This window comes from Pseudomonas aestiva (assembly GCF_039908605.1).
Lineage (GTDB): Bacteria > Pseudomonadota > Gammaproteobacteria > Pseudomonadales > Pseudomonadaceae > Chryseomonas > Chryseomonas aestiva.
In genome coordinates this window covers 2,128,305-2,152,333 of sequence record NZ_CP150916.1, presented here as the reverse complement: position 1 = coordinate 2,152,333, position 24,029 = coordinate 2,128,305, and the positions used below count along the sequence as shown (strand labels likewise).

At 67.1% G+C, this 24,029-nt stretch carries 22 protein-coding genes; 10 read left to right on the top strand and 12 right to left on the bottom strand.

Translation table 11 applies throughout. The features are described 5' to 3' along the window. Positions 1-48 precede the first annotated feature (48 nt). Together AABM56_RS09980 and AABM56_RS09975 are read right to left on the bottom strand one after the other, a co-directional pair. A complete protein-coding gene (locus AABM56_RS09980; RefSeq protein WP_133859235.1) occupies positions 49-1,614 on the bottom strand; it encodes a PAS domain-containing methyl-accepting chemotaxis protein in 1,566 nt (521 codons plus the stop codon). Positions 1,615-1,963: 349 nt separating this feature from the next. Next, positions 1,964-3,661, bottom strand: a complete 1,698-nt coding sequence (locus AABM56_RS09975; protein WP_133859236.1) for a dihydroxyacetone kinase family protein — start codon at positions 3,659-3,661, stop codon at positions 1,964-1,966. Positions 3,662-3,874: 213 nt separating this feature from the next. Here AABM56_RS09975 and msrP point away from each other — a divergent pair, with 213 nt between their 5' ends. Both msrP and msrQ read left to right on the top strand, forming a co-directional pair. Next, positions 3,875-4,885: a protein-methionine-sulfoxide reductase catalytic subunit MsrP gene (gene msrP / locus AABM56_RS09970; RefSeq protein WP_133859237.1), complete on the top strand. Its 1,011-nt coding sequence runs from the start codon at positions 3,875-3,877 to the stop codon at positions 4,883-4,885. Continuing rightward, complete coding sequence (gene msrQ, locus AABM56_RS09965) at positions 4,885-5,496, top strand: protein-methionine-sulfoxide reductase heme-binding subunit MsrQ (protein WP_133859238.1); 612 nt, start codon at positions 4,885-4,887, stop codon at positions 5,494-5,496. The genes msrP and msrQ overlap by 1 nt, the downstream gene beginning before the upstream one ends. Positions 5,497-5,663: 167 nt before the next feature. Here the strand turns inward: msrQ and AABM56_RS09960 are convergent, their stop codons facing one another. Beyond that, complete coding sequence (locus tag AABM56_RS09960) at positions 5,664-6,263, bottom strand: START domain-containing protein (RefSeq protein WP_133859239.1); 600 nt, start codon at positions 6,261-6,263, stop codon at positions 5,664-5,666. Between the two features lie 50 nt (positions 6,264-6,313). Further along, complete coding sequence (locus AABM56_RS09955; protein WP_027597778.1) at positions 6,314-6,568, bottom strand: YkgJ family cysteine cluster protein; 255 nt, start codon at positions 6,566-6,568, stop codon at positions 6,314-6,316. 186 nt (positions 6,569-6,754) lie between these two features. Between AABM56_RS09955 and AABM56_RS09950 the strand changes: the two genes are divergently transcribed. Then, positions 6,755-7,306 carry an exonuclease domain-containing protein gene (locus AABM56_RS09950; RefSeq protein WP_133859240.1) on the top strand — a complete coding sequence of 184 codons (552 nt, stop codon included), beginning with the start codon at positions 6,755-6,757 and terminating at the stop codon, positions 7,304-7,306. A gap of 82 nt (positions 7,307-7,388) precedes the next feature. Beyond that, complete coding sequence (locus AABM56_RS09945; RefSeq protein WP_027597776.1) at positions 7,389-7,670, top strand: pyrimidine/purine nucleoside phosphorylase; 282 nt, start codon at positions 7,389-7,391, stop codon at positions 7,668-7,670. Between the two features lie 109 nt (positions 7,671-7,779). Here AABM56_RS09945 and pdxB read toward each other — a convergent pair whose 3' ends face one another. Next, positions 7,780-8,943, bottom strand: coding sequence for a 4-phosphoerythronate dehydrogenase PdxB (pdxB, locus tag AABM56_RS09940; protein ID WP_133859241.1), 1,164 nt, complete (start codon positions 8,941-8,943; stop codon positions 7,780-7,782). A 130-nt stretch (positions 8,944-9,073) separates the two neighbouring features. Between pdxB and AABM56_RS09935 the strand changes: the two genes are divergently transcribed. The 3 genes from AABM56_RS09935 to AABM56_RS09925 all read left to right on the top strand — a co-directional run bounded on the left by AABM56_RS09935 (position 9,074) and on the right by AABM56_RS09925 (position 13,410). Beyond that, the gene (locus tag AABM56_RS09935; protein ID WP_347884059.1) at positions 9,074-10,450 is read left to right on the top strand and encodes an MATE family efflux transporter; all 1,377 of its coding nucleotides are present in this window, start codon (positions 9,074-9,076) and stop codon (positions 10,448-10,450) included. 70 nt (positions 10,451-10,520) lie between these two features. After that, on the top strand, positions 10,521-12,674 hold the full coding sequence (locus tag AABM56_RS09930; protein WP_133859243.1) for a mechanosensitive ion channel family protein: 2,154 nt from the start codon (positions 10,521-10,523) through the stop codon (positions 12,672-12,674). An 85-nt stretch (positions 12,675-12,759) separates the two neighbouring features. After that, positions 12,760-13,410 carry an SGNH/GDSL hydrolase family protein gene (locus AABM56_RS09925; RefSeq protein ID WP_133859244.1) on the top strand — a complete coding sequence of 217 codons (651 nt, stop codon included), beginning with the start codon at positions 12,760-12,762 and terminating at the stop codon, positions 13,408-13,410. A 220-nt stretch (positions 13,411-13,630) separates the two neighbouring features. On the opposite strand, the gene AABM56_RS09920 is transcribed toward AABM56_RS09925, so the two are convergent. From AABM56_RS09920 to rlmM, 3 genes are all read right to left on the bottom strand, one after another. Beyond that, positions 13,631-14,212, bottom strand: coding sequence for an Sbal_3080 family lipoprotein (locus AABM56_RS09920; RefSeq protein ID WP_263258679.1), 582 nt, complete (start codon positions 14,210-14,212; stop codon positions 13,631-13,633). A 74-nt stretch (positions 14,213-14,286) separates the two neighbouring features. Further along, positions 14,287-14,526: a sulfurtransferase TusA gene (gene tusA, locus AABM56_RS09915; RefSeq protein WP_027597771.1), complete on the bottom strand. Its 240-nt coding sequence runs from the start codon at positions 14,524-14,526 to the stop codon at positions 14,287-14,289. Positions 14,527-14,582: 56 nt separating this feature from the next. Further along, positions 14,583-15,644, bottom strand: a complete 1,062-nt coding sequence (rlmM, locus tag AABM56_RS09910) for a 23S rRNA (cytidine(2498)-2'-O)-methyltransferase RlmM (RefSeq protein ID WP_133859245.1) — start codon at positions 15,642-15,644, stop codon at positions 14,583-14,585. 197 nt (positions 15,645-15,841) lie between these two features. Between rlmM and acnA the strand changes: the two genes are divergently transcribed. The 3 genes from acnA to AABM56_RS09895 all read left to right on the top strand — a co-directional run bounded on the left by acnA (position 15,842) and on the right by AABM56_RS09895 (position 19,472). Next, positions 15,842-18,541, top strand: a complete 2,700-nt coding sequence (gene acnA, locus AABM56_RS09905) for an aconitate hydratase AcnA (protein ID WP_133859246.1) — start codon at positions 15,842-15,844, stop codon at positions 18,539-18,541. Between the two features lie 161 nt (positions 18,542-18,702). Continuing rightward, positions 18,703-18,879, top strand: a complete 177-nt coding sequence (locus AABM56_RS09900) for a YhfG family protein (RefSeq protein ID WP_133859247.1) — start codon at positions 18,703-18,705, stop codon at positions 18,877-18,879. Further along, entirely contained in the window at positions 18,876-19,472 is a 597-nt protein-coding gene (locus AABM56_RS09895; protein ID WP_347884058.1) for a putative adenosine monophosphate-protein transferase Fic, read from the top strand. Before AABM56_RS09900 ends, AABM56_RS09895 begins: the two co-directional genes overlap by 4 nt. A 6-nt stretch (positions 19,473-19,478) precedes the next feature. Here AABM56_RS09895 and AABM56_RS09890 read toward each other — a convergent pair whose 3' ends face one another. The 4 genes from AABM56_RS09890 to AABM56_RS09875 all read right to left on the bottom strand — a co-directional run bounded on the left by AABM56_RS09890 (position 19,479) and on the right by AABM56_RS09875 (position 23,966). Continuing rightward, positions 19,479-20,369 carry a LysR family transcriptional regulator gene (locus AABM56_RS09890; protein ID WP_133859249.1) on the bottom strand — a complete coding sequence of 297 codons (891 nt, stop codon included), beginning with the start codon at positions 20,367-20,369 and terminating at the stop codon, positions 19,479-19,481. Between the two features lie 121 nt (positions 20,370-20,490). Next, a complete protein-coding gene (locus AABM56_RS09885; RefSeq protein WP_347884057.1) occupies positions 20,491-21,696 on the bottom strand; it encodes an acyl-CoA dehydrogenase family protein in 1,206 nt (401 codons plus the stop codon). Next, the gene (locus AABM56_RS09880; RefSeq protein ID WP_133859251.1) at positions 21,697-23,022 is read right to left on the bottom strand and encodes an LLM class flavin-dependent oxidoreductase; all 1,326 of its coding nucleotides are present in this window, start codon (positions 23,020-23,022) and stop codon (positions 21,697-21,699) included. It abuts the gene before it with no gap. Further along, positions 23,019-23,966, bottom strand: coding sequence for an ABC transporter substrate-binding protein (locus AABM56_RS09875; RefSeq protein WP_347884056.1), 948 nt, complete (start codon positions 23,964-23,966; stop codon positions 23,019-23,021). Before AABM56_RS09875 ends, AABM56_RS09880 begins: the two co-directional genes overlap by 4 nt. Positions 23,967-24,029 lie beyond the last annotated feature (63 nt).

Below are 24,029 nucleotides of genomic sequence, written 5' to 3'. Positions count from 1 at the left end.
AGCGAATCGGGGCGGCGATCATACCGGATCACCGCCGCCCTCCCCGACTCAGCGATTGAAGCGGGCGGTGAGGTCGTGCAGGTAGTCGGCCATGCCCTCCAGTTCACGACTGAGCTCCGAGCCGCGACGGGCCTGGGCCGAGCTGTGATCGGAAAGATCGGCGATGCGGCTGATCTGCCGGTTGATGTCTTCGGAGACGTGGCTCTGCTCTTCCACCGCGGTGGCCATCTGCTGGCTCATGGCGGTGATGAGGCTGACCGATTCGCTGATGCCTTCCAAAGACTCGCGTACCGCCGCCGAATGGCGTTCGCTCTGGCGCGAGGTCTCTTCGCCGCGACTGGCGGTGGCCACGGCGCGGTCGGCATTGGCCTGCAGGTTGGCGATGATCTGGTGGATCTGCTCGGTGGATTCACGGGTACGCGAGGCCAGTGAGCGGACCTCGTCGGCCACCACGGCGAAGCCGCGGCCGGCCTCACCGGCACGGGCGGCCTCGATGGCGGCGTTGAGCGCCAGCAGGTTGGTCTGTTCGGCGATGGCGGTGATGACATCGGCGACGCTGCCGATGCTCTGGGTCGAACTGGCCAGCTCGCCTACGGCCTGGCCGATGTCGCTGACCGCCGCGCCGAGTTCGCGCATGGACGTCAGGCTCTCTTCGGCCTTGTCACGCCCGGAGTGCACCAGGCTCTCGGCGTTGGCCGCCGCCTGAGCGGTCTCCTGGACGTTCTGCGAGACCTCGTGGATGGTGGAGGTCATCTGGGTGATGGCGGCGGCGGACTGATCGGTCTCGTGGCGCTGCTGATCCAGCAGTTCGGCCTCGGACTGGGCCAGCTGGGAGGATTCGCGCGCCTTGACGCGCACGCTGTCGCCCACGTCGGCCAGCCGGGTCAGGGCCGTCTGCAGGCGCGCGGCTTCGCTGTGCAGCGCCAGATCCAGGCGTGCCGGGGCACCACACTGGTCGCTGTAGGTCGGGGCCACGACGGCACTGGAAAACATCTTCGGATGATCGGCGAGGATGCGCTCGATGCTGGCGCGCTGACGATAGAGCTGATGACCGCTGATACCCAGCAGCGCCGCGACGATGAGCACCGCCTGAGTCGTGTCGTCGAGCAGGAAGTGGCCGCTCAGGATCACCCCGGTGGCCGCCACCGTCGACCAGCAGGCGGCGATGGCGCTGCCCAGGCGGCGCGTCATGGGCACAGGGGCCTTGCCGGCATTGATGCGGGCATAGAGCTCGCCGGCGCGACGGACTTCGCGGGTGCTGGGCAGCGAACGCACGGATTCGTAACCGATCACCCGGCCCTGTTCGAGGATCGGGGTGACATAGGCGCTCACCCAGTAGAAATCGCCGTTCTTGCAGCGATTCTTGACGATGCCCATCCACGGCTTGCCCTCCTTGAGGGTCGCCCACATGTGGCCGAACACCGGTGGCGGCATGTCGGGATGACGCACCAGATTGTGCGGACTGCCGATCAGCTCCTCCCTTGTATAGCCACTGATGGCGATGAAGGCCTCGTTGCAGTAGGTGATGTTCCCCTGCAGATCAGTGGTGGAGATGAGTCGTTCCTCTTGCTTGAAGGTACGGCCTTGCTGGGTGACCGGCAAATTCGTGCGCATGCGGGTGCCTTATCTAGCGGGTTATCTACTCCGTGCGACATCAACCAGTTCAATGGTGGCCAACTGCCGGCACAGGCGCCAACGGTAACCATTTGGTTATCGTCATACTAACTATCGGCATGTTGCATCTGGGCTTTAAGGATGCGCTGAAATGTTTTGATAAGCGGTTCGCTCAGGCCCCTGGACGACCCGCGGCCAGGCGAGGCACGCGGCTTTTCACGAGGGGGTCCAGGGCCTGACCGGATAGCGCAGCTGGCCGAGCGCCTAGGTAGCCCTGGACTGCGTGTCGACCTTCCTGAGCGCCCTGGCTGTCCCGATCGCCACGCGACCCGCCAGGGCGATAAATGGCCTAGCCGGTGATCACGGGCTCCAGGGCCTCCAGCCAACAGACCACCGCTACGGCGCCGCCATCGGGAATGCCGCGGACGCGTTCGCCCAGGTAGCTGGCGCGGCCCTGGGCCGGCAGCATCTCCGCGGTGGCCTCGGCGCCCTGGCGGGCGGCGGCGAGCGCCGCGGCAAAGGCCTGTGCCGGGCTGGCGCCCGCCTGGGCAGCGGCCAGCAGGGCATCCGCTGCCGGGCGCAAGGCATCGAGCATGGTGCGCTGGCCCGGCTGGGCGCCACCCAGTTCGGCCAGGGCCTGGACGCCACCATCCAGGGCCTGGGCCCATTGCGCCAGCGTGGGTCGTTCCACCCTGTCCAGCAGTTGAGCGGCGCGGATCAGGGCGCAGGCGTAGAAGGGTCCGGAGCTGCCACCGATGGCCCGGCGCAGTGCCTGACCCGTGGCTGCCAGGGCGCTGGCCGGGGTGTACCAGACGCTGGCGGGCAAGGCGCGCATGGCTTCAGCGCCACGGGCCAGGCTGGTGCCCAGGTCGCCGTCCCCGGCGCGGCTGTCCAGTTCGGTGAGGCGGGCTTCGTTGGCCAGCAGGCTGGCGACGACGGCATCTGCCGTCGCCTGCAGCCGCTCTGCCAGGGGACCTGGGGTGCGAGGGGTCGTTTCGGCTGCTGCCGCGGGTGCGGGCAACAGGGTGGGCGCCGCCGGGACCCGGCCGTCACCCGGCCAGGCTCGCGCCCGGGTCGGCGCATCGAGCAGCGCCAGGCGCGCCTCGTCTACCGGCAGCAGCGACAGCGAACAGCCGGGCATGTCCAGGGCGCTGAGGAAGGTACCGGTCCAGGCGCGTTCCACCACCAGGCCCCGCTGGCGCAACTGGCTCAGCGCCGCCCGTGCCACCAGGGCGAGTTCCAGCGGCGGCGTCGCGCCCAGGCCATTGACCAGCAGCGCCAGGCGCGTGCCAGCGGGATAGCCGCCGTCTTCAATGAGGGTGTCCAGCAGCCGCGCCACGGTGCCGTCGGCGCCCAATCGGGGACCGCGCTCGACGCCCTGCTCGCCGTGGATGCCGAGGCCCCATTCCACCTCGTCGGCCGCCAATTGGAAACCCGGATGCCCCACCGCCGGCACCGTGCAGGCACCCAGGGCGACACCCATGCTGCGCAATTCGGCACTCGCGGCGCGGGCCAGCGCAGCTACCTCGGCCAGGGGGCGCCCGGCGGCGGCCGCTGCGCCCGCGAGCTTGTGGATCAGCACGGTGCCCGCGATGCCCCGGCGCCTTTCCGGGGCCACGGTATGGCGCAAGGCGGCGTCGTCCGCCACCAGCACCGTCTCGACCGGAATGCCTTCGCTGCGCGCCAGTTCGGCGGCCAGGCCGAAGTTGAGACGGTCGCCGGTGTAGTTCTTGACCACCAGCAGGGCGCCCGCGGGACCGGCCGTTGCCCGGATCGCGGCCAGTACGGCATCGACGCTGGGCGAGGTGAAGACGTCTCCCGCCACCGCGGCGGTCAGCATGCCCTCGCCGACATAGCCGGCATGGGCCGGTTCGTGGCCGCTGCCGCCGCCGGAAATCACCGCCACCGGGCGATCTCCCGTAGCGGCCAGGGGCTGGCGCAGGATGACCTGCTCCTCGGCCAGCAGGGCCAGGCCGGGATCCAGGCTGACGAGACCTTCGAGCAGTTCGCGAACCACCGCGGTGGGGCTATTGATCAGCTTCTTCATCGGGGACTCCTGAGGGCGAGAGGTCGCCGCAGTATGGCACGGGGTCCCGGGCCTGCCTGGCAGCGACCTGAACGGCCGGCTGACAGGCGCGCAACGGCCTTCCGCCGGACCGGGACGGCAGGCTATCGTTGGCGTCGGAAGCTTTTCACGACCGGGATGTCTCACGCTGTTAGCCAGCCGCTCTCCTGCGAGCGCACCCCACCGAGGTCCGTCATGCCGATCAAGATCGTTCCGCGCTCTGCCTGCCTGGGGTCGGAGATCACCCCCGAAGCCGTCTACCTGTCCCGGCGCCAGCTGCTCGGTGCCAGCGGCGCCCTGCTCGCCGGCGCCGCCCTGCCCGGCTGGGCGCTGGCGGCCGCTTCCAGCTATGGCGACGTCGAAGCCGCCAAGGGCCCGGACTGGTTCGAACGCAAGCTGCCCGGTACCCGCTGGCAGGCGGCCACGGTCAAGGGCGAGGACATCACGCCCTTCAAGGACGCTACCCACTACAACAACTTCTATGAATTCGGGCCGGACAAGAGCGATCCAGCCGCCCATGCTGCGCAGTTGCCCACCCAACCCTGGAGTGTCGTAGTCGATGGCGAGGTGGGCAAGCCCGGCACCTACGGGCTGGAAGACCTCTTCGGCCCCGACACCCTGGAAGAGCGCATCTACCGCATGAGGTGCGTCGAGGCCTGGTCCATGGTCATCCCCTGGCTTGGCTTTCCGCTGGCCAGCCTGCTCAAGCGCGTCGAACCCACCGGCAAGGCGCGCTACGTGAAGTTCGAGACGCTCAAGGACCCGCAGCACATGCCCGGGATGAATTCCAGCTTCGCCCTGCTGGATTGGCCCTATGTGGAAGGCCTGCGCCTGGATGAGGCCATGCATCCGCTGACGCTGATGACGGTGGGCATGTACGGCCGCGTGCTGCCCAACCAGAACGGCGCGCCGCTGCGGCTGATCGTGCCCTGGAAGTACGGCTTCAAGGGCATCAAGTCCATCGTCCGCATCAGCCTGGTGGCCGAGCAGCCACGCACCACCTGGCAGGGCATGGCGCCCAACGAGTACGGCTTCTATGCCAACGTCAATCCGGAAGTGGACCACCCGCGCTGGAGTCAGGCCCGCGAACGGCGCCTGCCCAGTGGCCTGTTCAGCCCCAACGTGCGGCCGACGCTGATGTTCAACGGCTATGGCGAGGAAGTGGCTTCGCTCTACAGCGGCATGGATCTGCGGAGAAACTACTGATGGGATTGCTGCTCTGGCGGGTCGCGGTGTTTGTCGCCGCACTCTGCCCGCCGCTGTGGTGGCTGTACCAGGCCTGGATCTTCGCCCTTGGCCCGGACCCGGGCAAGGCGCTGGCGGACAAGCTGGGGACCGGCGCCCTGGTGCTGCTGCTGCTGACGCTGAGCCTGACCCCGCTGTCGCGCCTCACCCGCTGGAAGCTCTGGCCGGTGATCCGCCGTCAGCTCGGCCTCTGGACCTTCACCTATGCCCTGCTGCACTTCCTCGGCTACCTGGCCTTCGTGCTGGGCTTCGACCTGTCGCAACTGGGCGTGGAGTTGCAGCGCCGCCCCTACATCATCGTCGGTGCCGCGGCCCTGCTGATCCTGTTGACCCTGGCCGTCACTTCCAACCGTCCCGCCATGCGCCGCCTGGGCAAGCGCTGGAAGGAGCTGCATCGACTGGCCTACCTGGTGCTGGGCCTGGGGCTGCTGCACTACCTCTGGATCGTGCGCTCGGACCTGGAAGAGTGGGCGCTCTACGCCGCCATCGGCGCCGCGCTGCTGGCCTTCCGGCTGGTGGATGGCTGGCGCCGTAAGAGACGCAGTCGGGCAACGACCGTATCTGCTCATTGATTGCCACCGCCAAGGTAGAGGGGTTCGCCCTTCATGCCTCGACACCATAGGGGTGGTATTAAGGACGTCTGCCCAGGAATGCGGGCGGACCGCCACTGCTTGGCACAGGGGTGGTGATAAACAGGCCTGGCGTCAGTGGGCCAGGCCGTTGCCCTGGAAACGGTCGATCAGCGCTGCGCGGCCTGGCGCAGGCCCTTCAGGGTGTTGAGCGGGGCATCCACCACGAAGCTGTTGGCCAGCCAGGACGGCACGCTGCCACCCGGCTCGCTCTGGGCCTCGTAGGTCACTTCCGCGCCGCCGTTCTTCGGCACCACGCGCCACTGGCCCTGGAAGCTTGCGACCCGTACGTAACCGTCGGCAGCGGGACGATAGTCCGGCTGGCCTTCGAGGGTGCGGGTGAAGCCGCCATCGGGAGTCTTCTGCTCGGTGATGTGCAGCACCACGTCACGGGCGGTCACCGGCCACGGCATGTCGATGCGCATGTAGGTCCAGGCCTGGTTGTCCTGACGCTTGAGCACCTGCAGCGACTGGCAGCGGAAGATCCATTTGCAGGAACCCAGCGGATCATCCTGCAACTTGGCGATGGTGGCCGGATCGGCCTTGATCTGGACCACGCCGCGGTAGGCCTTGTACTTGGACCCGGCGACGGCGCGGGTATAGACCTGGATGCCATCTTCCTGCTTGGCGAGTTGCCAGTCCTCGGCCTGGGCCAGGCCGGTGGCTGCGAGCAGGGTCAGGGCGAGGATGGAGCGAAGCGGCTTGTGCATGGGACGTCCCTTGTTGTTGTGGTTGTCGGAGAGCGCAATTCAAAACCGGATCAGGCGGCGGTTTCACCTTCGAGGCGCAGCAGGATGGCCATGGCCTCGGCACTGCTGGTGCCGCAGAACGCCAGCTCGGCCTGGAAGCCGCCGCACACCGCAGGGCGCAGCGGCGAGCCGAACAGGTCGCAGCGGTTGGTGCTGTCCAGATGGGCGCAGCGCACCCCGGAGGGCTTGCCCTGGGGCATGCGTGGCAGCGGTGAGGAGATCGAGGGCGCGATGCAACAGGCGCCACAACCCGGACGGCACTCCATGGGTGAAACTCGCAGATAAAGAGGCTTCAAGCTTAAGAGCAAGGCCGGGGCCTCACAAGCGCATCGTGACCAGATGCTGCCATCGAGTCATGAATGTAACATTCATTCGCACCTCGCCACGCAACCCCGCGGCCTTTCCACCGTCTTATCTGCGATGAGCGAGGCGGCTGGCCCGAGGGCGTGACGATGAAACATTGGCTGGTGCTGGACCTGGAAGCGACCACCGACGAAGGCGGCTGGCCACTGGAGTTGATGGAGATCATCGAGATCGGCGCGGTGATGGTGGATGCGGCAGGCCAGGAGCTCGATCGCTATCAGAGTTTCGTCCAGCCCCGGCGGCTGCCGCTGCTGACGCCCTTCTGCCGCAACCTCACCCATATCAGCCAGGCCGATGTCGATGGCGCAGAGCTTCTGGAAAGCACCTGGCCGACGTTCGAGGCCTGGCTGGGCGCCTATGAGACGACCCTCGCCGGCTGGTGCAGCTGGGGCGATTTCGACCGCCGTCTGCTGGAGCGGGCCTGGCGCGAATACGATCTGCACACCCACCTCGCCCGGGTCCCGCATCGCAATCTCAAGCAGGCCTTCGCCAAGGCCCGTGGTCTGGCGCGTCCGCTGGGTCTCACCGCCGCCCTGGAATCGGCGGGACTGGCCTTTACCGGGGTACTGCACCGCGCCGAGACCGACGCGCGCAACACCGCCAAGCTGATACCCGCCAGCCTGCCGGCCCTCGCGCGCTAGCCTCGTCTGGAGCGGTGACAGTGGGCCTCGGCCTTGGGCATACTCGCCGACGGTCCCAACCGCTCTCGCACAAGGAAATCCGATGTTCAAGGTCAACGAATACTTCGACGGCACCGTCAAATCCATCGCCTTCAGCCTCAAGTCCAAGCCTGCCACCCTGGGCGTCATGGCCCCCGGCGAATACGAATTCGGCACCAGCCAGCTGGAAGTCATGCACGTGGTGGCCGGCGCCCTGACCGTGAAGCTGCCGGGCAGCGAGACCTGGGAAACCTTCGCCGCGGGCAGCCAGTTCACCGTGCCGGCCAACGCCAAGTTCCAGCTCAAGGTCGCGGAAGACACCGCCTATCTCTGCGAATACCACTAAGCTCGGAGCGCTGTACGGCTCCCTCGCCTTAGGCTCCCGTCATTCGGCCGCGCGGGCCGGGTGGCGGGAGTCCGTTGTCCCGCCTGAACGCTTCCGCTTCGCCTCGGTCCTAAGCGACACCGCCGCTTTCGGAACCGTCGCCATGTCGCCAGCCGCAGCCCAGGGCCCTCGCCAGCCGAGCCACGCCCGCCCCTTCGAGCACCAGCCCCGGAATCTCCCGACGCACGGGATAGCCCTTGCGCAGGGCGTCGAACGCCTGAGCCCGCGCCTGGGCCGGCAAGGCGAGGGTCGCGCGTAGCGCCGCATCGTCGTCGCGCGGGTCATAGACCGCACGACAGACGCGCCTGAAGGCCGTCGCCTCGGGCGTATCCGCACCAAACACCAGGCGCTCCAGCTGCTGCGGCGGCAACAGGTCGCTCAGACCCAGCCGCGGTGTTTCCCCGGTCCAGGCGCAGAAGGCCGCGTAGATCTGCGCCGTGCCGCGCCACTTGCCTTCCAGGCTGTGCCCGGCGATATGGGGCGTCACCAGCTGACAGAGACGGGCCAATTCAGGATCGATACCCGGCTCGCCTTCCCAGACATCCAGGGCCACCGCCAGCTCGGCGCCACCAGCCAGATGGGCACACAGCGCGGCGTTGTCGACTACCTCGCCCCGGCAGGCATTGAGCAGCCAGCTGCCCGGACGCAACCTCGCCAGGCGCGGCGCATCGAACAGGTGTAGGGTGCGCTGTTCGCCGTCACGGATCAGCGGGGTATGCAGACAGAGCACATCACAACGCTCGATCAATTCTTCGAGACTGTGGAAACCGCCGCCCTCCGCAGCCTGGCGGGGCGGATCGCAGACCAGCACCGTCCAGCCCAGTCCGCGCAGCACCTCGGCCAGGCGGCTCCCGACCTGGCCGGCGCCGACGATGCCATAGGTTCGCCTGGCCAGGTCGGCGCCAGCACCATCGGCCAGTGCCAACAAGGCGCCGAGCACCCAGTCCACCACGCCGCGGGCATTGCAGCCAGGCGCATTGCTCCAGCGGATACCCGCCTGGTCCAGATAGCCGAGGTCCAGATGATCGGTACCTATGGTGCAGGTGCCGACGAAGCCGACCCGAGATCCGGCCAGCAGCGTCTCGTCGACGCGGGTGATGGAGCGCACCAGCAGCGCATCGGCGCGACTCACGGCGGCGCGATCGAAGGCGCGACCGGGAAGGCGTTCGAGGGTGGCGTGGGGGCCGAAGAAGGCGTCCAGCAGCGGTATGTTTTCGTCGGCGAGAATGTGCATGCCTGGGCACTCGCAAGGGCGGGGACCGGCACTTTAGCAGGCCGCCGGCGGCAGGCAACGGTCGCCGCGAGGGTTGCCACCCGGGCCATGAGGACTAGACTATCGGCCCCGAAGCTGACCGAACGATCAAGTGACCGCCTCCCTGCCCCGCATCAGACGTGAATCCGGCGCCCTGCTCTCCCTGGCCGCGCCCATCGTCATCGCCCAGCTCTCCCATTCGGCCATGGGCTTCGTCGACGCCGTCATGGCCGGTCGTGTCGGCCCGCTGGACCTCGCCGCCGTCGCCCTGGGCAACTCCGTGTGGATTCCGGTGTTCCTGCTGATGACCGGCATCCTGCTGGCGACCACGCCCAAGGTGGCTGAGCGCCACGGCGGCGGGCGCAGCCAGGAGATCGGTCCGCTGGTGCGCCAGGCGCTCTGGCTGGCCCTGGGGTGTGGCCTTATCGCCAGCCTGCTGCTGCTCAATGCCCGACCGCTGCTGGTGGCCATGCATGTCGACGCCCAGCTGATCGGCCCGACCCTGCTCTATCTCAAGGGCATCGCCATGGGCCTGCCCGCCACGGCCTTCTACTATGTGCTGCGCTGCTTCAGCGACGGCCTCGGGCGTACCCGGCCGGCGATGCTGGTGGGCCTTGCCGGGCTGGCACTGAACGTGCCGCTGAACTGGATCTTCATCCATGGGCACCTGGGCCTGCCAGCCCTGGGCGGCGCCGGGTGCGGCTTCGCCTCGGGCACGGTGATGTGGGCGATGCTGCTGGCCATGCTGGCGATCATCCGCACCGAGCGCTATCGCGCCTGCGCCATTTTCGCCCGCTTCGAGCGACCGCACGGACCAACGCTGCGCGCCCTGCTGGCCATCGGCGTGCCCATCGGCATTGCGGTGTTCGCCGAATCCAGCATCTTTTCCGTGGTGGCCCTGCTGATCGGCGAGCTGGGTCCGACAGTGGTCGCCGGGCACCAGGTGGCGCTCAACTTCTCCGGTCTGGTGTTCATGGTGCCCCTGGCCCTGGGCATGGCGGTGACAGTGCGGGTCGGCCAGGCGCTGGGGCGCGGTGAGCCGCGCGAGGCGCGCTTCTCCGCCGGGGTCGGCATGGCCGCCGGGCTGCTCTGCGCCTGCGTTTCCTGCACCCTGATGCTGACCGCGCGCACGGCTATCGCCGGCCTCTATTCCCAGGACCAGGCGGTGATCCAGCTGGCGGCCTCGCTGCTGGTGTTCGCCGGCATCTTCCAGTTCTCCGATGCCATCCAGGTGACCGCCGCGGGCGCCCTGCGTGGTTACCAGGACACCCGCGCGACCATGGTCATCACCCTGCTGGCCTACTGGGGCGTGGGCCTGCCGGTGGGCTGGGCGCTGGGGCTGAGCGACTGGTTCGGGGCACCGCGGGGTCCGGCCGGCCTCTGGCAGGGTCTGGTACTGGGACTGACCTGCGCGGCCATCCTGCTGTCGGTGCGGCTGGCGCGCAGTGCCCGGCGACGCATCCACAGCGCCAAGCCCTTGCTACACTGACCCCCTCTCGTCGGACGGCCCCAGGCCGTTCAGGACGGGCGTTTCCCCCTTTCGCGAGCGTGCGGCTTCGATGATCTTTCGCCTGCTACAGCTGTTTTGCCTCTGCTTCCTGCTCATCGGCCCGGTCCAGGCTGCCCTCCCCGGGCTGCCGGGCGCCCAGAAGGATCAGGTCGATCCGCAATTCGGCCCGTCCCTGGACCAGGTGATCAAGACCCTGGAAAGCGAGCAGCAGCGCAACCGTCTGCTGGCGGATCTCAAGAAGCTGCAGGCAGCGCAGAACAAGGCCGAGCCCAGCGCCTCCCAGGGCGTGATCGGGTTGATCACCGACACCATGACGGTGGTCGAGCAGCAGCTGCAGCGTGACAACCTGCGCGAGCGCTGGCAGTACCAGCTGGACCAGGCGGGCGCCGAGCTGGCCGCCCTGGCGCCGGCGCCCGAGCAGCGCCTCAACCTGCTGTCAGGTTTCGTCATCACCCTGGCCTTTTGGGCCGGTTGCGCCCTGGGCCTGAAAAGCATCAGTCATCGGCTGCGCATCAGGTTCAGGCTCTCCGAGGAGCTCCCGCTCAGACCGCGGACCCTGGACCTGGTGCGTTTCGCCCTGCGCAAGCTGGCACCCTGGCTGCTGGCGTTCGTCATCACCCTGCTGGTATCCCTGTGGATGCCGGACTCCCTGGGCAAGACCGTCGCCGTCACCCTGGCCTATGCCGCCGTCATCGGCCCGCTGTTCGCGGCAACGGTGGTGGTGATCTGCTCCCTGCCCAGCGGCGCCCATCGCAGCCGGGCGCTGTTGATCCTGCGCCGCCGCGCCTTTCGCCCGCTATGGATCATCGGCAGCCTGGCGGCCCTGGGTGGCGCTGCCAGCGATCCGCACCTGGCCGAGACCCTGGGGCCACATTTGGCGGCGGTCATCGCCATCGGCGCCAACATCTGCGCGGCGCTGCTCACCGCCCAGTTCGCCCTGAGATTCCGCCGGCCCATCGCCCACCTGATCCGCAATCAGCCGCTGGCCAAGCGTCAGGCGCTGCACGGTCTGCAGGGCGTGCGCCATCTGATCGCCCGCCTCTGGCACCTGCCGCTGCTGATCCTGGTGGCGGTCTCGGTGGTGGCCACCTTCGTCTCCGCCGGCGATACCAGCGACGCCCTGCGCCGGGCGCTGCTGTTCGCCGTGACCATGGGCGCCGCCCTGGGCCTCAACGCTCTGGTGCGGGCGCGGCTGCTGCGCCGGCGACCGCACGGCCGCATCCAGGAGGCCTATGCCGAACGGCTGCGGGCCTTCTTCGTGCTGGTGCTGGGCATCGTCATCTGGCTGGTGGGGATCGAGCTGGCCCTGCGCGCCTGGAATCTCTCGCTGCTGAGATTCAGCCAGGGCGACGGCCATGCGGTCGCCAGCAAGTTCTTTGGCCTGGGTGGCACCCTGTTGCTGGCCTGGCTGGTGTGGATCCTGGCCGACACCGCCATCCACCGCGGCCTCAATCTGCATCGCGTCAGCCCGAACAATGCCCGCGCCCAGACCATGTTGCCGCTGATCCGCAACGTGCTGTTCCTGACCATCTTCGTCATCGCCCTGATCGTCGCCCTGGCCAACATGGGCGTGAACGTCACCCCGCTGCTGGCCGGTGCCGGCGTCATCGGCCTGGCGGTGGGCTTCGGCGCCCAGAGCCTGGTGGCCGACCTCATCACAGGGCTGTTCATCATCATCGAGGACTCCCTGGCCATCGGCGACTACGTCGACGTCGGCAATCACCTGGGCACCGTCGAGGGCCTGACCATCCGCACCGTGCGACTGAGGGATATCGATGGCATCGTCCACACCATCCCCTTCAGCGAGATCAAGAGCATCCAGAACTACTCGCGGCAATTCGGCTACGCCATCTTCCGCCTGCCGATTCCCCAGGCGCTGTCGGTGGACAAGGCCATCGAGATGGTCCAGGAAGTGGGTCGCACACTGCGCCAGGATCCCTTCATCGGCCGAGACATCTGGTCGCCGCTGGAGCTGCAGGGGGTGGAGAGCTTCGATTCCGGCATGGCGATCCTGAGATTCCGCTTCAAGACCGCGCCGATCAAGCAGTGGGAGGTGTCGCGGGCCTTCAACCTCAGGCTCAAGCGCTACCTGGACGACGCCGGCATCGAGTTGGCCTCGCCGCGCATGAACGTGCGCTACGAGGTAGGCGGCTCGCCGCTGGATCAGGCGGCCCGGGGGAACGAAGCGCCGAGCGAAGGCTGAGGTCGCTGCCACGACCGTCGGTTCTCGCGGCGCTACGGAAAAGCCTCTAGGGTGGACGTTACTCTGTCCTGGCGAGGTCCCCGACATGCCCCTGCGTACCCTGCTCTGCTATGGCGACTCCAACACCCACGGCACCCGCCCCCTGACCCAGCCCGGCGTGCTCGAACGCTTCGGCTGGGACGAACGCTGGCCCGGCGTACTGGCCCGCGGCCTGGGCAGCGACTGGCGGGTAATCGAGGAAGGCCTGCCGGCACGGACCACGGTGCATGACGATCCTATCGACGGCCACCACAAGAACGGGCTCACCTATCTTCGACCCTGCCTGGAGAGTCAGCTGCCGGTGGACGTCCTGCTGCTGATGCTCGGGACCAACGATCTCAAGGCGCGGCTGTCGGTGACGCCCGCGGACATCGCCAGTGCGTTGCAGGTGCTGCTGGAAGAGATCAGGCGCTGCAATGCCGGCCCGAACGGCGGCACGCCCAGGCTGATTGTCATGGCGCCGGCGCCCATCGAGGAAGTGGGCTTTCTCGGCGAGATCTTCGCCGGCGGTGCGGTCAAATCCCGCCAATTGGCCGCACGTTATCGCCAGGTCGCCGACGCCCAGGGCGCGGCCTTTGTCGATGCGGGCGAAATCATCCAGGTGAGTCCGGTGGACGGCGTGCATTTCGAGGCGGACCAGCATCGGCGGCTGGGGGAGCATCTGGTAGGGGTGGTCAGAGCAGCCGCAAGCGCCTGAGCGTAGCGTGGACAACGGCGCAGCCTTGTCCGCGGACGCGAGACCACGCAGTGGAAAACGCTGCGCGGTTTTCCACGCTACGACTCCCTTGGCATCGGTCCGTTGGGCTTCGACGATGGAGCCGTCTCAACCCAACCTGCGAAAGCCCGGCCCGCGCGGCGGTGCATCTTAGGTGGGTTGAGCGCAGGCGAAGCCCAACATTACGGGCTCGACATTGAAGTCAGCGATCGAGACCATAGCGCTGCCGAAGCGCACGGTACTGATTGCTGTAGTCCTGATAGCTGAGGTTTTTTGCCTGAAGCTCAGCCAATTCGTCTTCAAAGGTCAGCCCGGCAGGTGCGGAGGTCGGGACAGCAGTCGTGATCGGCCTGATTACAGGTGCGGGACGCATCTGACCCAAGAGCTCATCTACCACCGGATTGATCTTTGTTGCGGTCCCCTGCCACTTCATAAGGGAGAAACCGCCCTTACCCCGCAGGTGATAGTCAGCCTGACCCAACAGGCGCCCACTGGCGTCACGCAGGGTCAGCTCGGCAGCTGATAAGTAAGGTACGCCGTCCCAGGTTTGCCGCGCAGTGTATTCAAGAACGTATGGGCACTCGCGTGGCACCTGCGTATAGCTTTCGGTAGGCACCCTGTGCCGAGCAAAGCCGGCCCGGACCACGGGGAGAAAGTCTTTCACCCAAACCGCAGGATTCTCCTGGATACATACCAAGTCCGGGCGTACGGCGACGGGCTGGACCTGTACCGACGTGCACCCCGCGAGAATGAGCGAGACAACACCCAGCATCCCGGCTTTCATAAAAGGCTTCCTTGCTTGCTAGATCACTGATTGTGAACCGAATCACAATAGCAAAGCGAGCTTTCGCGCGACCCTCACTCCACCTTCTTGCGAATCCAGTACAGATAACGCCCTTCCCCTTCGCTCTTTTCCACCAGTTCATGGCCCAGGAAGACGCAGAACTTGGGGATGTCGCGCTGGGTGGAGGGATCGGTGGCGATGACCTTGAGCAGGGCGCCGGGGGCGATGTCGCGCACCTTGTTGTGCAGCATCATCACCGGCTCCGGGCAGTTCAGCCCGCTGGCGTCGAGGGTGGCATCGGCTTCGAGGGTCATGGGGTCTCCAGGGATAGAACGGTTACAGCGATCTGCATTCAGAGCCTGATGGCGGCCTAGGGTTTCCGATCCAGGCGGCGCAGATGACAGGTCACTTCCTCGCGGTCGTGGTAGAGCTGCTTGCAGCCGATGGCGACCCGCTGACCGCGATCGGCGAAATGGGCGTGCAGGCGTTCGAGGATGCCGGCCACTTCGCGATAGCGCTGCTTCATCGGCAGCTTGAGATTGACCACCGCCTCGCGGCAGTGGCCCTCGCCGATCCAGCGTTCGATCAGCGCCGCGGTGCGCGCGGGCTTCTCGACGATGTCGCAGACCATCCAGTCCACCGGGCGCTTGGGCACGAAGGCGTAGCCGTCGACCTGCAGGTGCTCGACGAGGCCGGTATCCATCAGCGCCTCGTTCATGGGGCCGTTGTCCACCGCCGTCACCAACATCTCGCGGGCCACCAGCTGCCAGGTCCAGCCACCCGGGGCGGCGCCCAGATCGACGGCGCGCATCTCGGAGGACAGGCGGGTTTCCCAATCGGCACGCGGGATGAAGTGGTGCCAGGCCTCTTCCAGCTTGAGGGTCGAACGACTGGGCGCCTCGCGGGGAAACCTCAGCCGCGGGATGCCCATGGGCCAGAGCGCGGCGTTGCCCGGTTCGACCACGCCGACGAAAACCTCGCGCCCGCTGAGAAAGGTCAGCTGCAGCCGTGGCGCCCGGGCATCATCCACCAGGCGGCCGGCCTTGCGCAGCGCCAGGGTCAGGGGACGCTCGAATTTCTTGCAGAAGGTGGAGAGCGCCTTGCCATCGTTGGTGTCGGGCATCTCCAGGGCCAGACTGCCGCAGACGGGATAGCCCGCCAGCAGCTCCAGCAGCGGGCCGATGCGGTCCTGCTCGGGCAGGCTGAGAAAGGCGCCACGGGACCACTGACGGGGAAAGATCAGCTCGGCGAAGGTGATGTTCTGCATCAACCGGGCGGCACCCTCGGCGTCGCCACAGACGAATTCGGCATAGGCCGCACCCGGCTTGCCCTTGGCATAACCGGCCACGCCGAGCAGCGCCGCCCGCTCGCCGAGCTCGGCGCAGACCTCGCCTTCGAATCCGGTACGGCACAGCAGCAACAGGGTATTCACGACGGGGCTTCCTCAAGGGGTCACGCAGGGCGCGCACTATACCCCAGCGCGCCCGCTGGGGAACGCCAGCGGCGCCTATCGGTCCAGTACTACACCTAGAAAAATCAGTCCGCCCAGCGCTGGTACGGGTCTCCTTCACGTTTCGAGGCTCGTACGGCCAGCGGGCAACCGTCGAAGCGTCGATAAGGAGACCCCTGATGCCAGCCCTGGACAGCCTCAAAAGCCTCAAGACCCTGCAGGTCGGTGAGCGCACCTACCACTATTACAGCCTGCCCGACGCGGCCCAGACCCTGGGCAATCTCGACAAGCTGCCCAAATCCCTCAAGGTGCTGCTGGAGAACCTGCTGCGCTGGGAAGACAACCAGACCGTTACCGGCGAGGACCTCCAGGCCCTGGCCGACTGGACCAAGACCCGCTCCGCCAATCGCGAGATCCAGTACCGGCCGGCGCGGGTGCTGATGCAGGACTTCACCGGCGTACCGGCAGTGGTCGACCTGGCCGCCATGCGCGAAGCCGTGGCCAAGGCCGGTGGCGATCCGCAGCGGATCAATCCGCTTTCTCCCGTCGACCTGGTGATCGACCACTCCGTAATGGTGGATCGCTACGCCAGCGAAAACGCCTACCACGAGAACGTCGAGATCGAGATGGAGCGTAATGGCGAGCGCTATGCCTTCCTGCGCTGGGGCCAGAACGCCTTCGACAACTTCCGCGTGGTCCCGCCGGGCACCGGTATCTGCCACCAGGTCAACCTGGAGTACCTGGGCCGCACCGTCTGGACCAAGGACGAGGACGGCCGCACCTATGCCTTCCCCGACACCCTGGTCGGTACCGACTCCCACACCACCATGATCAATGGCCTGGGCGTGCTGGGTTGGGGCGTGGGCGGCATCGAGGCCGAGGCGGCCATGCTCGGCCAGCCGGTGTCCATGCTGATCCCCGAGGTGGTGGGCTTCAAGCTCACCGGCAAGCTACGCGAGGGCATCACCGCCACCGACCTGGTGCTGACCGTGACCCAGATGCTGCGCAAGAAGGGCGTGGTGGGCAAGTTCGTCGAATTCTTCGGCGATGGCCTGGCCACCCTGCCCCTGGCCGACCGCGCCACCATTGGCAACATGGCGCCGGAGTACGGCGCCACCTGCGGTTTCTTCCCGGTGGACCAGATCACCCTGGACTACCTGCGCCTGTCCGGGCGGCCCGAGGAGACCGTGCAACTGGTGGAAGCCTACACCCAGGCCCAGGGCCTGTGGCGCAATCCCGGCGACGAGCCGCTGTTCACCGATGTGCTCGAGCTGGACATGGGCGAAGTCCAGTCCAGCCTGGCCGGCCCCAAGCGGCCCCAGGATCGGGTGCTGCTCGGCGAGGTGGCCAAGGCCTTCGGCGACTTCACCGCCCTGGCGCCGAAGAAAGCCGAAGCCGTCGAGGCCGGTAGCAGCGTCGAGGTCCAGGTGAACGGCGAGACCTTCCAGCTGGAAGACGGCGCCGTGGTCATCGCCGCCATCACCTCCTGCACCAACACCTCCAACCCCAGCGTCATGATGGCTGCCGGTCTGCTGGCGAAGAAGGCCGCCGAGAAAGGCCTGATGCGCAAGCCCTGGGTCAAGTCGTCCCTCGCCCCCGGCTCCAAGGTAGTGACCGACTACTACAACGCCGCCGGCCTCACGCCCTATCTCAACGACCTCGGCTTCGACCTGGTCGGCTACGGTTGCACCACCTGCATCGGTAACTCCGGTCCGCTGCTCGATCCGATCGAAAAGGCCATCCAGGACGCCGACCTCACGGTCGCCTCAGTGCTTTCCGGCAACCGCAACTTCGAAGGCCGGGTGCATCCGCTGGTCAAGACCAACTGGCTGGCCTCGCCGCCGCTGGTGGTGGCCTATGCCCTGGCCGGCAGCGTCAAGGTCGATCTGACCCAGGAGCCGCTGGGCATGGGTAACGACGGTCAGCCTGTCTATCTGAAAGACGTCTGGCCCACTCAGCAGGAAGTGGCGGACGCCGTGCAGAAGCTCGACACCGCCATGTTCCACAAGCAATACGGCGCCGTATTCGACGGTGACGAGAAGTGGCAGGCGATCCAGGTGCCGGACGCCGAGACCTATGTCTGGGATGCCGACTCCACCTACATCCAGAATCCGCCCTTCTTCGAGACCATAGCCGGCGATCCGCCGCGCATCGCCGACATCCACGATGCCCGCATCCTGGCGCTGCTGGGCGATTCGGTCACCACCGACCACATCTCCCCTGCCGGCAACATCAAGAAGGACAGCCCCGCCGGCCGCTACCTGGCCGAGCATGGCGTGGACTATGCCGACTTCAACTCCTACGGCTCGCGCCGTGGCAACCACGAAGTCATGATGCGAGGCACCTTCGCCAACATCCGCATCAAGAACGAGATGCTGGGCGGTGAGGAAGGCGGCAACACCTACCACGTCCCCACTGGCGAAAAGCTGTCGATCTATGACGCGGCGATGAAGTACGAGCTGGAAAACACCGCGCTGGTGATCATCGCCGGCAAGGAATACGGCACCGGTTCCTCCCGTGACTGGGCAGCCAAGGGCACCAACCTGCTGGGCGTCAAGGCCGTGGTCGCCGAGAGCTTCGAGCGCATCCACCGCTCCAACCTGGTGGGCATGGGCGTGCTGCCGCTGCAGTTCAAGGATGGCGTGGACCGCAAGTCCCTGGGGCTGACCGGCAAGGAAAAGATCGCCGTGCTGGGCATCGACGGTGTCGAGTTGCGGCCTCGCATGCCGCTGACCCTGGAAGTCACCCGTGAAGATGGCAGCCTGGAAAGCGTCGAGGTGCTGTGCCGCATCGATACGCTCAACGAGGTGAACTACTTCAAGGCCGGTGGCATCCTGCACTACGTGCTGCGGGAGTTCCTGGCGAAGCCGGCGACTTGATGGCCTGCGCCCCGGTCGCTGCGACCGGGGCGACCTCTCACTTCCAGGATGACCGTTCGCGCCACCTGGATTCGAGCAGCCAGAGTCCACGAGGACGCTCTGGCTGATAACGTGCAGGCTTTTTCCGCTAAACTTGGAAGTAACCTGTGAGAGGTATCCTCATGTCCCAGCCCAATCTGGATAGCAAGCGCCGCTATTTTGTACGCGTGCGTCAGGCTAACTATGCAGCCAGCTTGAAACTGGAAGGCTTCGACCTGAAATCCGACGACCCGGAAACCGTGGGGCTAGATAAGCAAGCCCTTCTTGCGCACTACCGACGTCTGAGCCAGGTGCGATGATCGATAAGTACGGAGCCGGCCAGGATCCGTACTGCTGTCCCGGCACCACAACCTTACGCAACCTGCTCGATATCAGGGATGACGAGCTACTGGCGGCAGCTGAGCGCGATCTCTCTCGCCTCGCGGCCAGCAAGTTGACGTTCGAGTTACCGCCCTACAATCTTGACTATCTGTGCCAATTGCATCGACTGCTGTTCCAGGATATCTACTCCTGGGCTGGTGAACTGCGCACCCTTGATATTGCCAAGGACAGCACACGCTTTTGTACAGTGCACCGGCTGGTGCCCGAGGCCAACAAGCTGTTTGCCAAACTGCAGGCGGAAAACTGGTTCGAGGGGCAATCCCGTGACGTCCTGATCACGCTGAGCGCCGAATTCTACGGCGATTTGAACATGGTGCACCCTTTCCGCGACGGCAACGGTCGTGCCCAGCGCCTGCTGTTCGAGCACCTCATCATCAATGCGGGCTACCAGATCGATTGGTCACCTGTGGCGCGCGATGAATGGATAGCTGCCAACATCGCCGCCGTCCACTGCGACTACCGTGCATTGGAACGGATATTCGCTCGCTGCATCGGCTCCGCTATCGAGTGAGTGCGCTCAGCCCTTTAGCAAGCCTTGTGCATCCCGCCCGAATCCCTCGACCACCTCCTGCAGCGGTCCGAGAAAGCGCGGGTGGATCAGCCACAGCTGGATTTCCGGCTTGAAGTCCTTCAGTGGGATCACCGCCAGGCGTTCGCGGTGGGCGCTGTGGGCCAGCAGCGGTGCCGGGACCAGGCCAAGGCCCTGGCCGTCCGCCACCAGGCCGAGCTGGAGTTCGGTGCCATAGGTTTCCAAGTTGATGCGCAGCGCCTGGCCCTGCTCGGCCAGGGTCCGTTGCAGGCTGGCGCGAAAGCCACAGCCGTCGGGGTTGAGTACCCAGCCCTGGCCCTGGATTTCGGCCAGCCGCTGCCCCTTTGCCGGCGCCTGGTCGCGGGCGCAGACCACCTGCAGCGGCATGGTGCCCAAGGCCTGGGCCTCGACGTTGTCGGGAAACACCTTGTTGGCCGGAAACAGCACCAGGGCGCCGTCCAGCTCGCCATGCTCGATACGGCTGACCAGCACACTGCCCCAGCCCGTCGCCACCTGGGGGCGCAACGCCGGATAGCGGGCGCGGATCTCCCGTACCGCCTGCAGCAACAGCGCATCGCCCAGGGTCTGGGGCACGCCCAGGCGCAACAGCCCGGACGGCGGGGCATCGCCTGCCACTCGCTCGCGCAGGGCGTCCATCTCGCGCAGGATGGCGCGGCAGTGGCCGTAGACCTCCTGACCCAGGCGGGTCGGCTTGAGCGGCTTGGTGTGGCGGTCGAGCAACTCGACACCCAGATCCTGTTCCAGGCTCTGCAGCCGGCGGGTGATGGCTGGCTGGGTAAGGCCCAGGGACAGGGCAGCGGCGTTGAGGGAGCCGCTGCGGAGCACCGCGACAAAGGCTGCGATATCGTCGGTCTTCATGAGGAGGCGTCTGACTTCCCGTTGCTGGACATGCGCCTCAAGCATAACGCAAGCCCCCACGCCTGTTTTGGGTTCAGCGTTGCGCCAGCCAGTGGGTGAATCCAGAGCAGGCCGGCTTTAGTCAGGTATAGGCGCGGATCGCGGGGTACTGACCACTTACCGCATAGCGCCCGACCTCCAGCACCTTGTAGGCCAGGGGGTCGTGCAGGCTGTGGGTGCGCACATCGCGCCAGAAGCGATCCAGACCGAGGCGGTTGTGGGTGGCGCGGGCACCCAGGGCATCGAATACCCGGGTGGTGACGTCCAGGGCGGTACGGGCAGCCAGCACCTTGGCGCTGGCCACGGCGATGGCCGTCTCGCCGCGCAGGTCGGCGGTAAAGGTGGCATCGGCCTCGAGCAGGTGATCCACCCGCCGCGCCGCCACATCGGCGAGGGCCACGGCGCCCTGCAGGGCGATCCAGAGTTCGCCCATCTGGCTCAGCACCAGTGGGTCCTCGCTGGCGCTGGCGGCCAGGGAATGCACCCAGGGTCGCGCTTCTGCATGCAGATAGGGTCGCGCTTCTGCATGCAGATAGCGCCGCGCCTCGCGCAGCGCGCCCTGGGCGGCGCCCAGGTAGTATTGGGTGAAGGCCGACTGGTTGACCGGGGTGCGGATGACCGCGGCGAAATCGCCAGCGTCTTCCAGGTCGCAGACCTGGACCTCCTCCGCGCTGGCCCAGACGTCGTCAAGGGTGAAGCTGCCGCTGTCGCTGCGGGCCACGCCGAAATGGTCCCAGTCACCGGCGTAGGCTAATCCGGGCCGGTCCGCCGGCAGGGTGACCATCAGGCGTGCACCGCTCTCCCGGTCACGGGCACTGATGGTGAGTCGATCGGCAAAGGCGGCGCCACTGCAGAAGCCCTTGCGCCCGGTCAGGCGAAAACCGCCGCCAGGGCTCGGCGTGGCGAGGATGTCGTCGTCGCGTGGATTGACCACCCCGGCCAGCCACAGCCGTCCCTCGGCGATCTCCGCCAGCAGCCGATCGCGCCGCGGCTGGGGTTCGCGGCGCAGGTTCACGGTATTGAGCAGGTGATAGCCAAAGAGCAGGCCGACCGAGCCGTCGCCGGCGGCGATCTCGCGCAGCACCCGCATGGCCAGCGACCAGGGCTGGCCGGCACCCCCGAGCCGCACGGGTATGACCAGGTTGGTCAGGCCGCTGTCCTTGAGTCGTTGCAGCTGGGCGTCGGGACGAATGCGCCCGCGTTCGTCGGCCACCACCCTCGCGGCGAATTCCGCGCCGATCTCGCGGGCCAGTGTCAGCCAGCCAGCGACATCCTCGATCGTGCTCATCTAGTCCTCCAGGGGGCCGAGGCCCAGGTGATCTCTCAGGGTCGAACCCTGGTACTGGCGCCGGAACAGCCCGCGACGCTGCAAATGCGGCACCACGCTCTCGCTGAATTCGACGAAGGAACCCGGCAGGTAACCGGGGGAAATCACGAAGCCGTCGCAGCCGCCGGCCTCGAACCACTCGGCCAACTGGTCGGCGATCTGGGCAGCGGTACCCACCAGCTGCGGCACCCGGACGCTGGCGGCGTAGCTGCGACCCAGTTCGGCCAGCGTGATGCGCGGCCCCAGCGCCAGCAGCTTTTCGGCGGCGGCCGGCGGCAGGTCGCCGACTTCGGCCACCTCGCCCAGGGTGGTGTCCAGGGTGAAGCGCGACAGGTCGATATTGAGCTGTGAGCAGAGGGTGATCAGCCCCACCTCCGGTTGCGCCAGGGCGTTGTGTCTTTCCTGCTTGGCGCGCGCCTCGGCTTCGCTGCCGCCGATGAAGGGCATGACCGAGGTGAGGATCTTGCAGCCATCCGGCGACCGTCCCTGCTCCCGCACCTGGCGGCGGACGTCGTCGCGAAAGGCGCGCATGGCGGCGAGATTCGGCTGGATGGTGAAGATGGCCTCGGCCCAGCGCGCGCCGAAGCGCCGGCCGCGGCCGCTGGAACCGGCCTGGATCAGCACCGGGCGCCCCTGAGGACTGCGCGGAATATTGAGCGGGCCTTCCACGCGGAACCAGTCGCCCTGGTGATCGAGGGCGCGCACCTGCGCGGGATCGGCCAGCACGCCGGCGTCCCGATCCAGGCGCAGCGCCGCGGGTCCCCAACTGCGCCACAGCTTGACGGCCACCTCGACGAATTCATCGGCGCGGTCGTAGCGCAGGTCGTGTTCCAGGTGGCGCGCCTTGCCGAACAGCCGGCCCTCGCTGTCGTTCATCGAGGTGACGATGTTCCAGGCGGCGCGCCCGTGGGACAGGTGATCGAGGGTGGCGAAGGCCCGGGCGACATGGGCGGGTTCATAGTAGGTGGTGGAGCGGGTGCAACCCAGCCCGAGGTGGCGGGTGTGGGCCACCAAATAGGACAACAGCGGCAGCGGATCGAGTCGGGTGGCGTCCTGGGCGCCCAGGCGCAGGGCGGTCTCCCGTGAGCCGCCGAGCTGGTCGCCCACGGCCAGGCGGTCGGCGAAGAACAGGAAGTCGAACAGCCCCTCCTCCAGCGCCTTGGCCGCGCGGACGTAGTAGGCCGGGTCGAGGAAATCACCCTGGGTCTCGGGGTGGCGCCAGACGGCGTGGCTATGGACGACGGGACCGGCCAGCAGGAAGCCGGCGAGGTGCAGGTGGCGACTCATCGGCTGGCCTCCCGGGGCGCTTGCAGGTAGCGATTGAAACTCTGGTCATAGAGCGACTTGACGTCATAGGGCTGCGGCAGCACCCCGGCCTTGACCAGGAAGTCGGCGGTCTTCTGGCCATCGCTCAGGGTCTGGGCGCTGATTGGTTCGACCCAGGTGGCGTCGCGCCGGAACCAGCGTTCGGCGATGGCCGGATCGGAGTTGTTGCGCCTGGCCCAGGCCTGGGCATAGACGTCGACGTGGTCCCGCGCCCAGCTACGGGCGCGTTGCAGGCGGGCGACGAAATCGCCGATGGCGGCGCGGTTCTCCTCCAGGTGCTGGGTGTTGGCCACCACATAGACCGGCGCTGGCATCAGGTCCTTGGCGGTGACCAGCACCCGTCCGCCCTGGCGTTCCACCATGCTGACATAGGGCTCCCAGGTGGCGGTGGCGTCCAGGGTGCCCTGGCTCAGGGCGGCCACGGCCTCGGTGGGCATCAGGTAGCTGTAGCGCGGGGCGTCGCTGGGCAGTCCGGCCTGTTCCAGCGCCGAATAGACCAGTTGCTGGCTCCAGGAGCCCTTCCAGATGGCCACGCGCTTGCCGGCCAGGTCCGCCACCGTCTTGATCGGCGAATCCTTGCCGACCACGATGGCGGTGCCGTCGGGGCGGTTGCGGGTCACCGCCACCACCTTGACCGGTCCCCCGCGCGCGGCCAGGGCGATCACCGGGGTGTCGCCGACGATGCCCAGGTCGATGGAGCCGACATTGAGCGCTTCCACCACCGGCCCCCCGGCGTTGAATCTCTTCCACTGGATCTGGTACGGCAGATCCTTCATCTCGCCGGCCTGCTCCAGCAGGGTACTGCTGTAGTAGAACTGGTCACCGATGGTGAGGGTGACCGCCTGGGCCAGGCTGGCGGAGGTGCCGGCCAGCAGGCCGGCGGCGAATAGCAATCCCTTGATCACGAAGGCGTCTCCTCGAAGGTATCGGGAGCGCTCCGTGGGTACGGTCGCGCGGTGGGTGGGTCA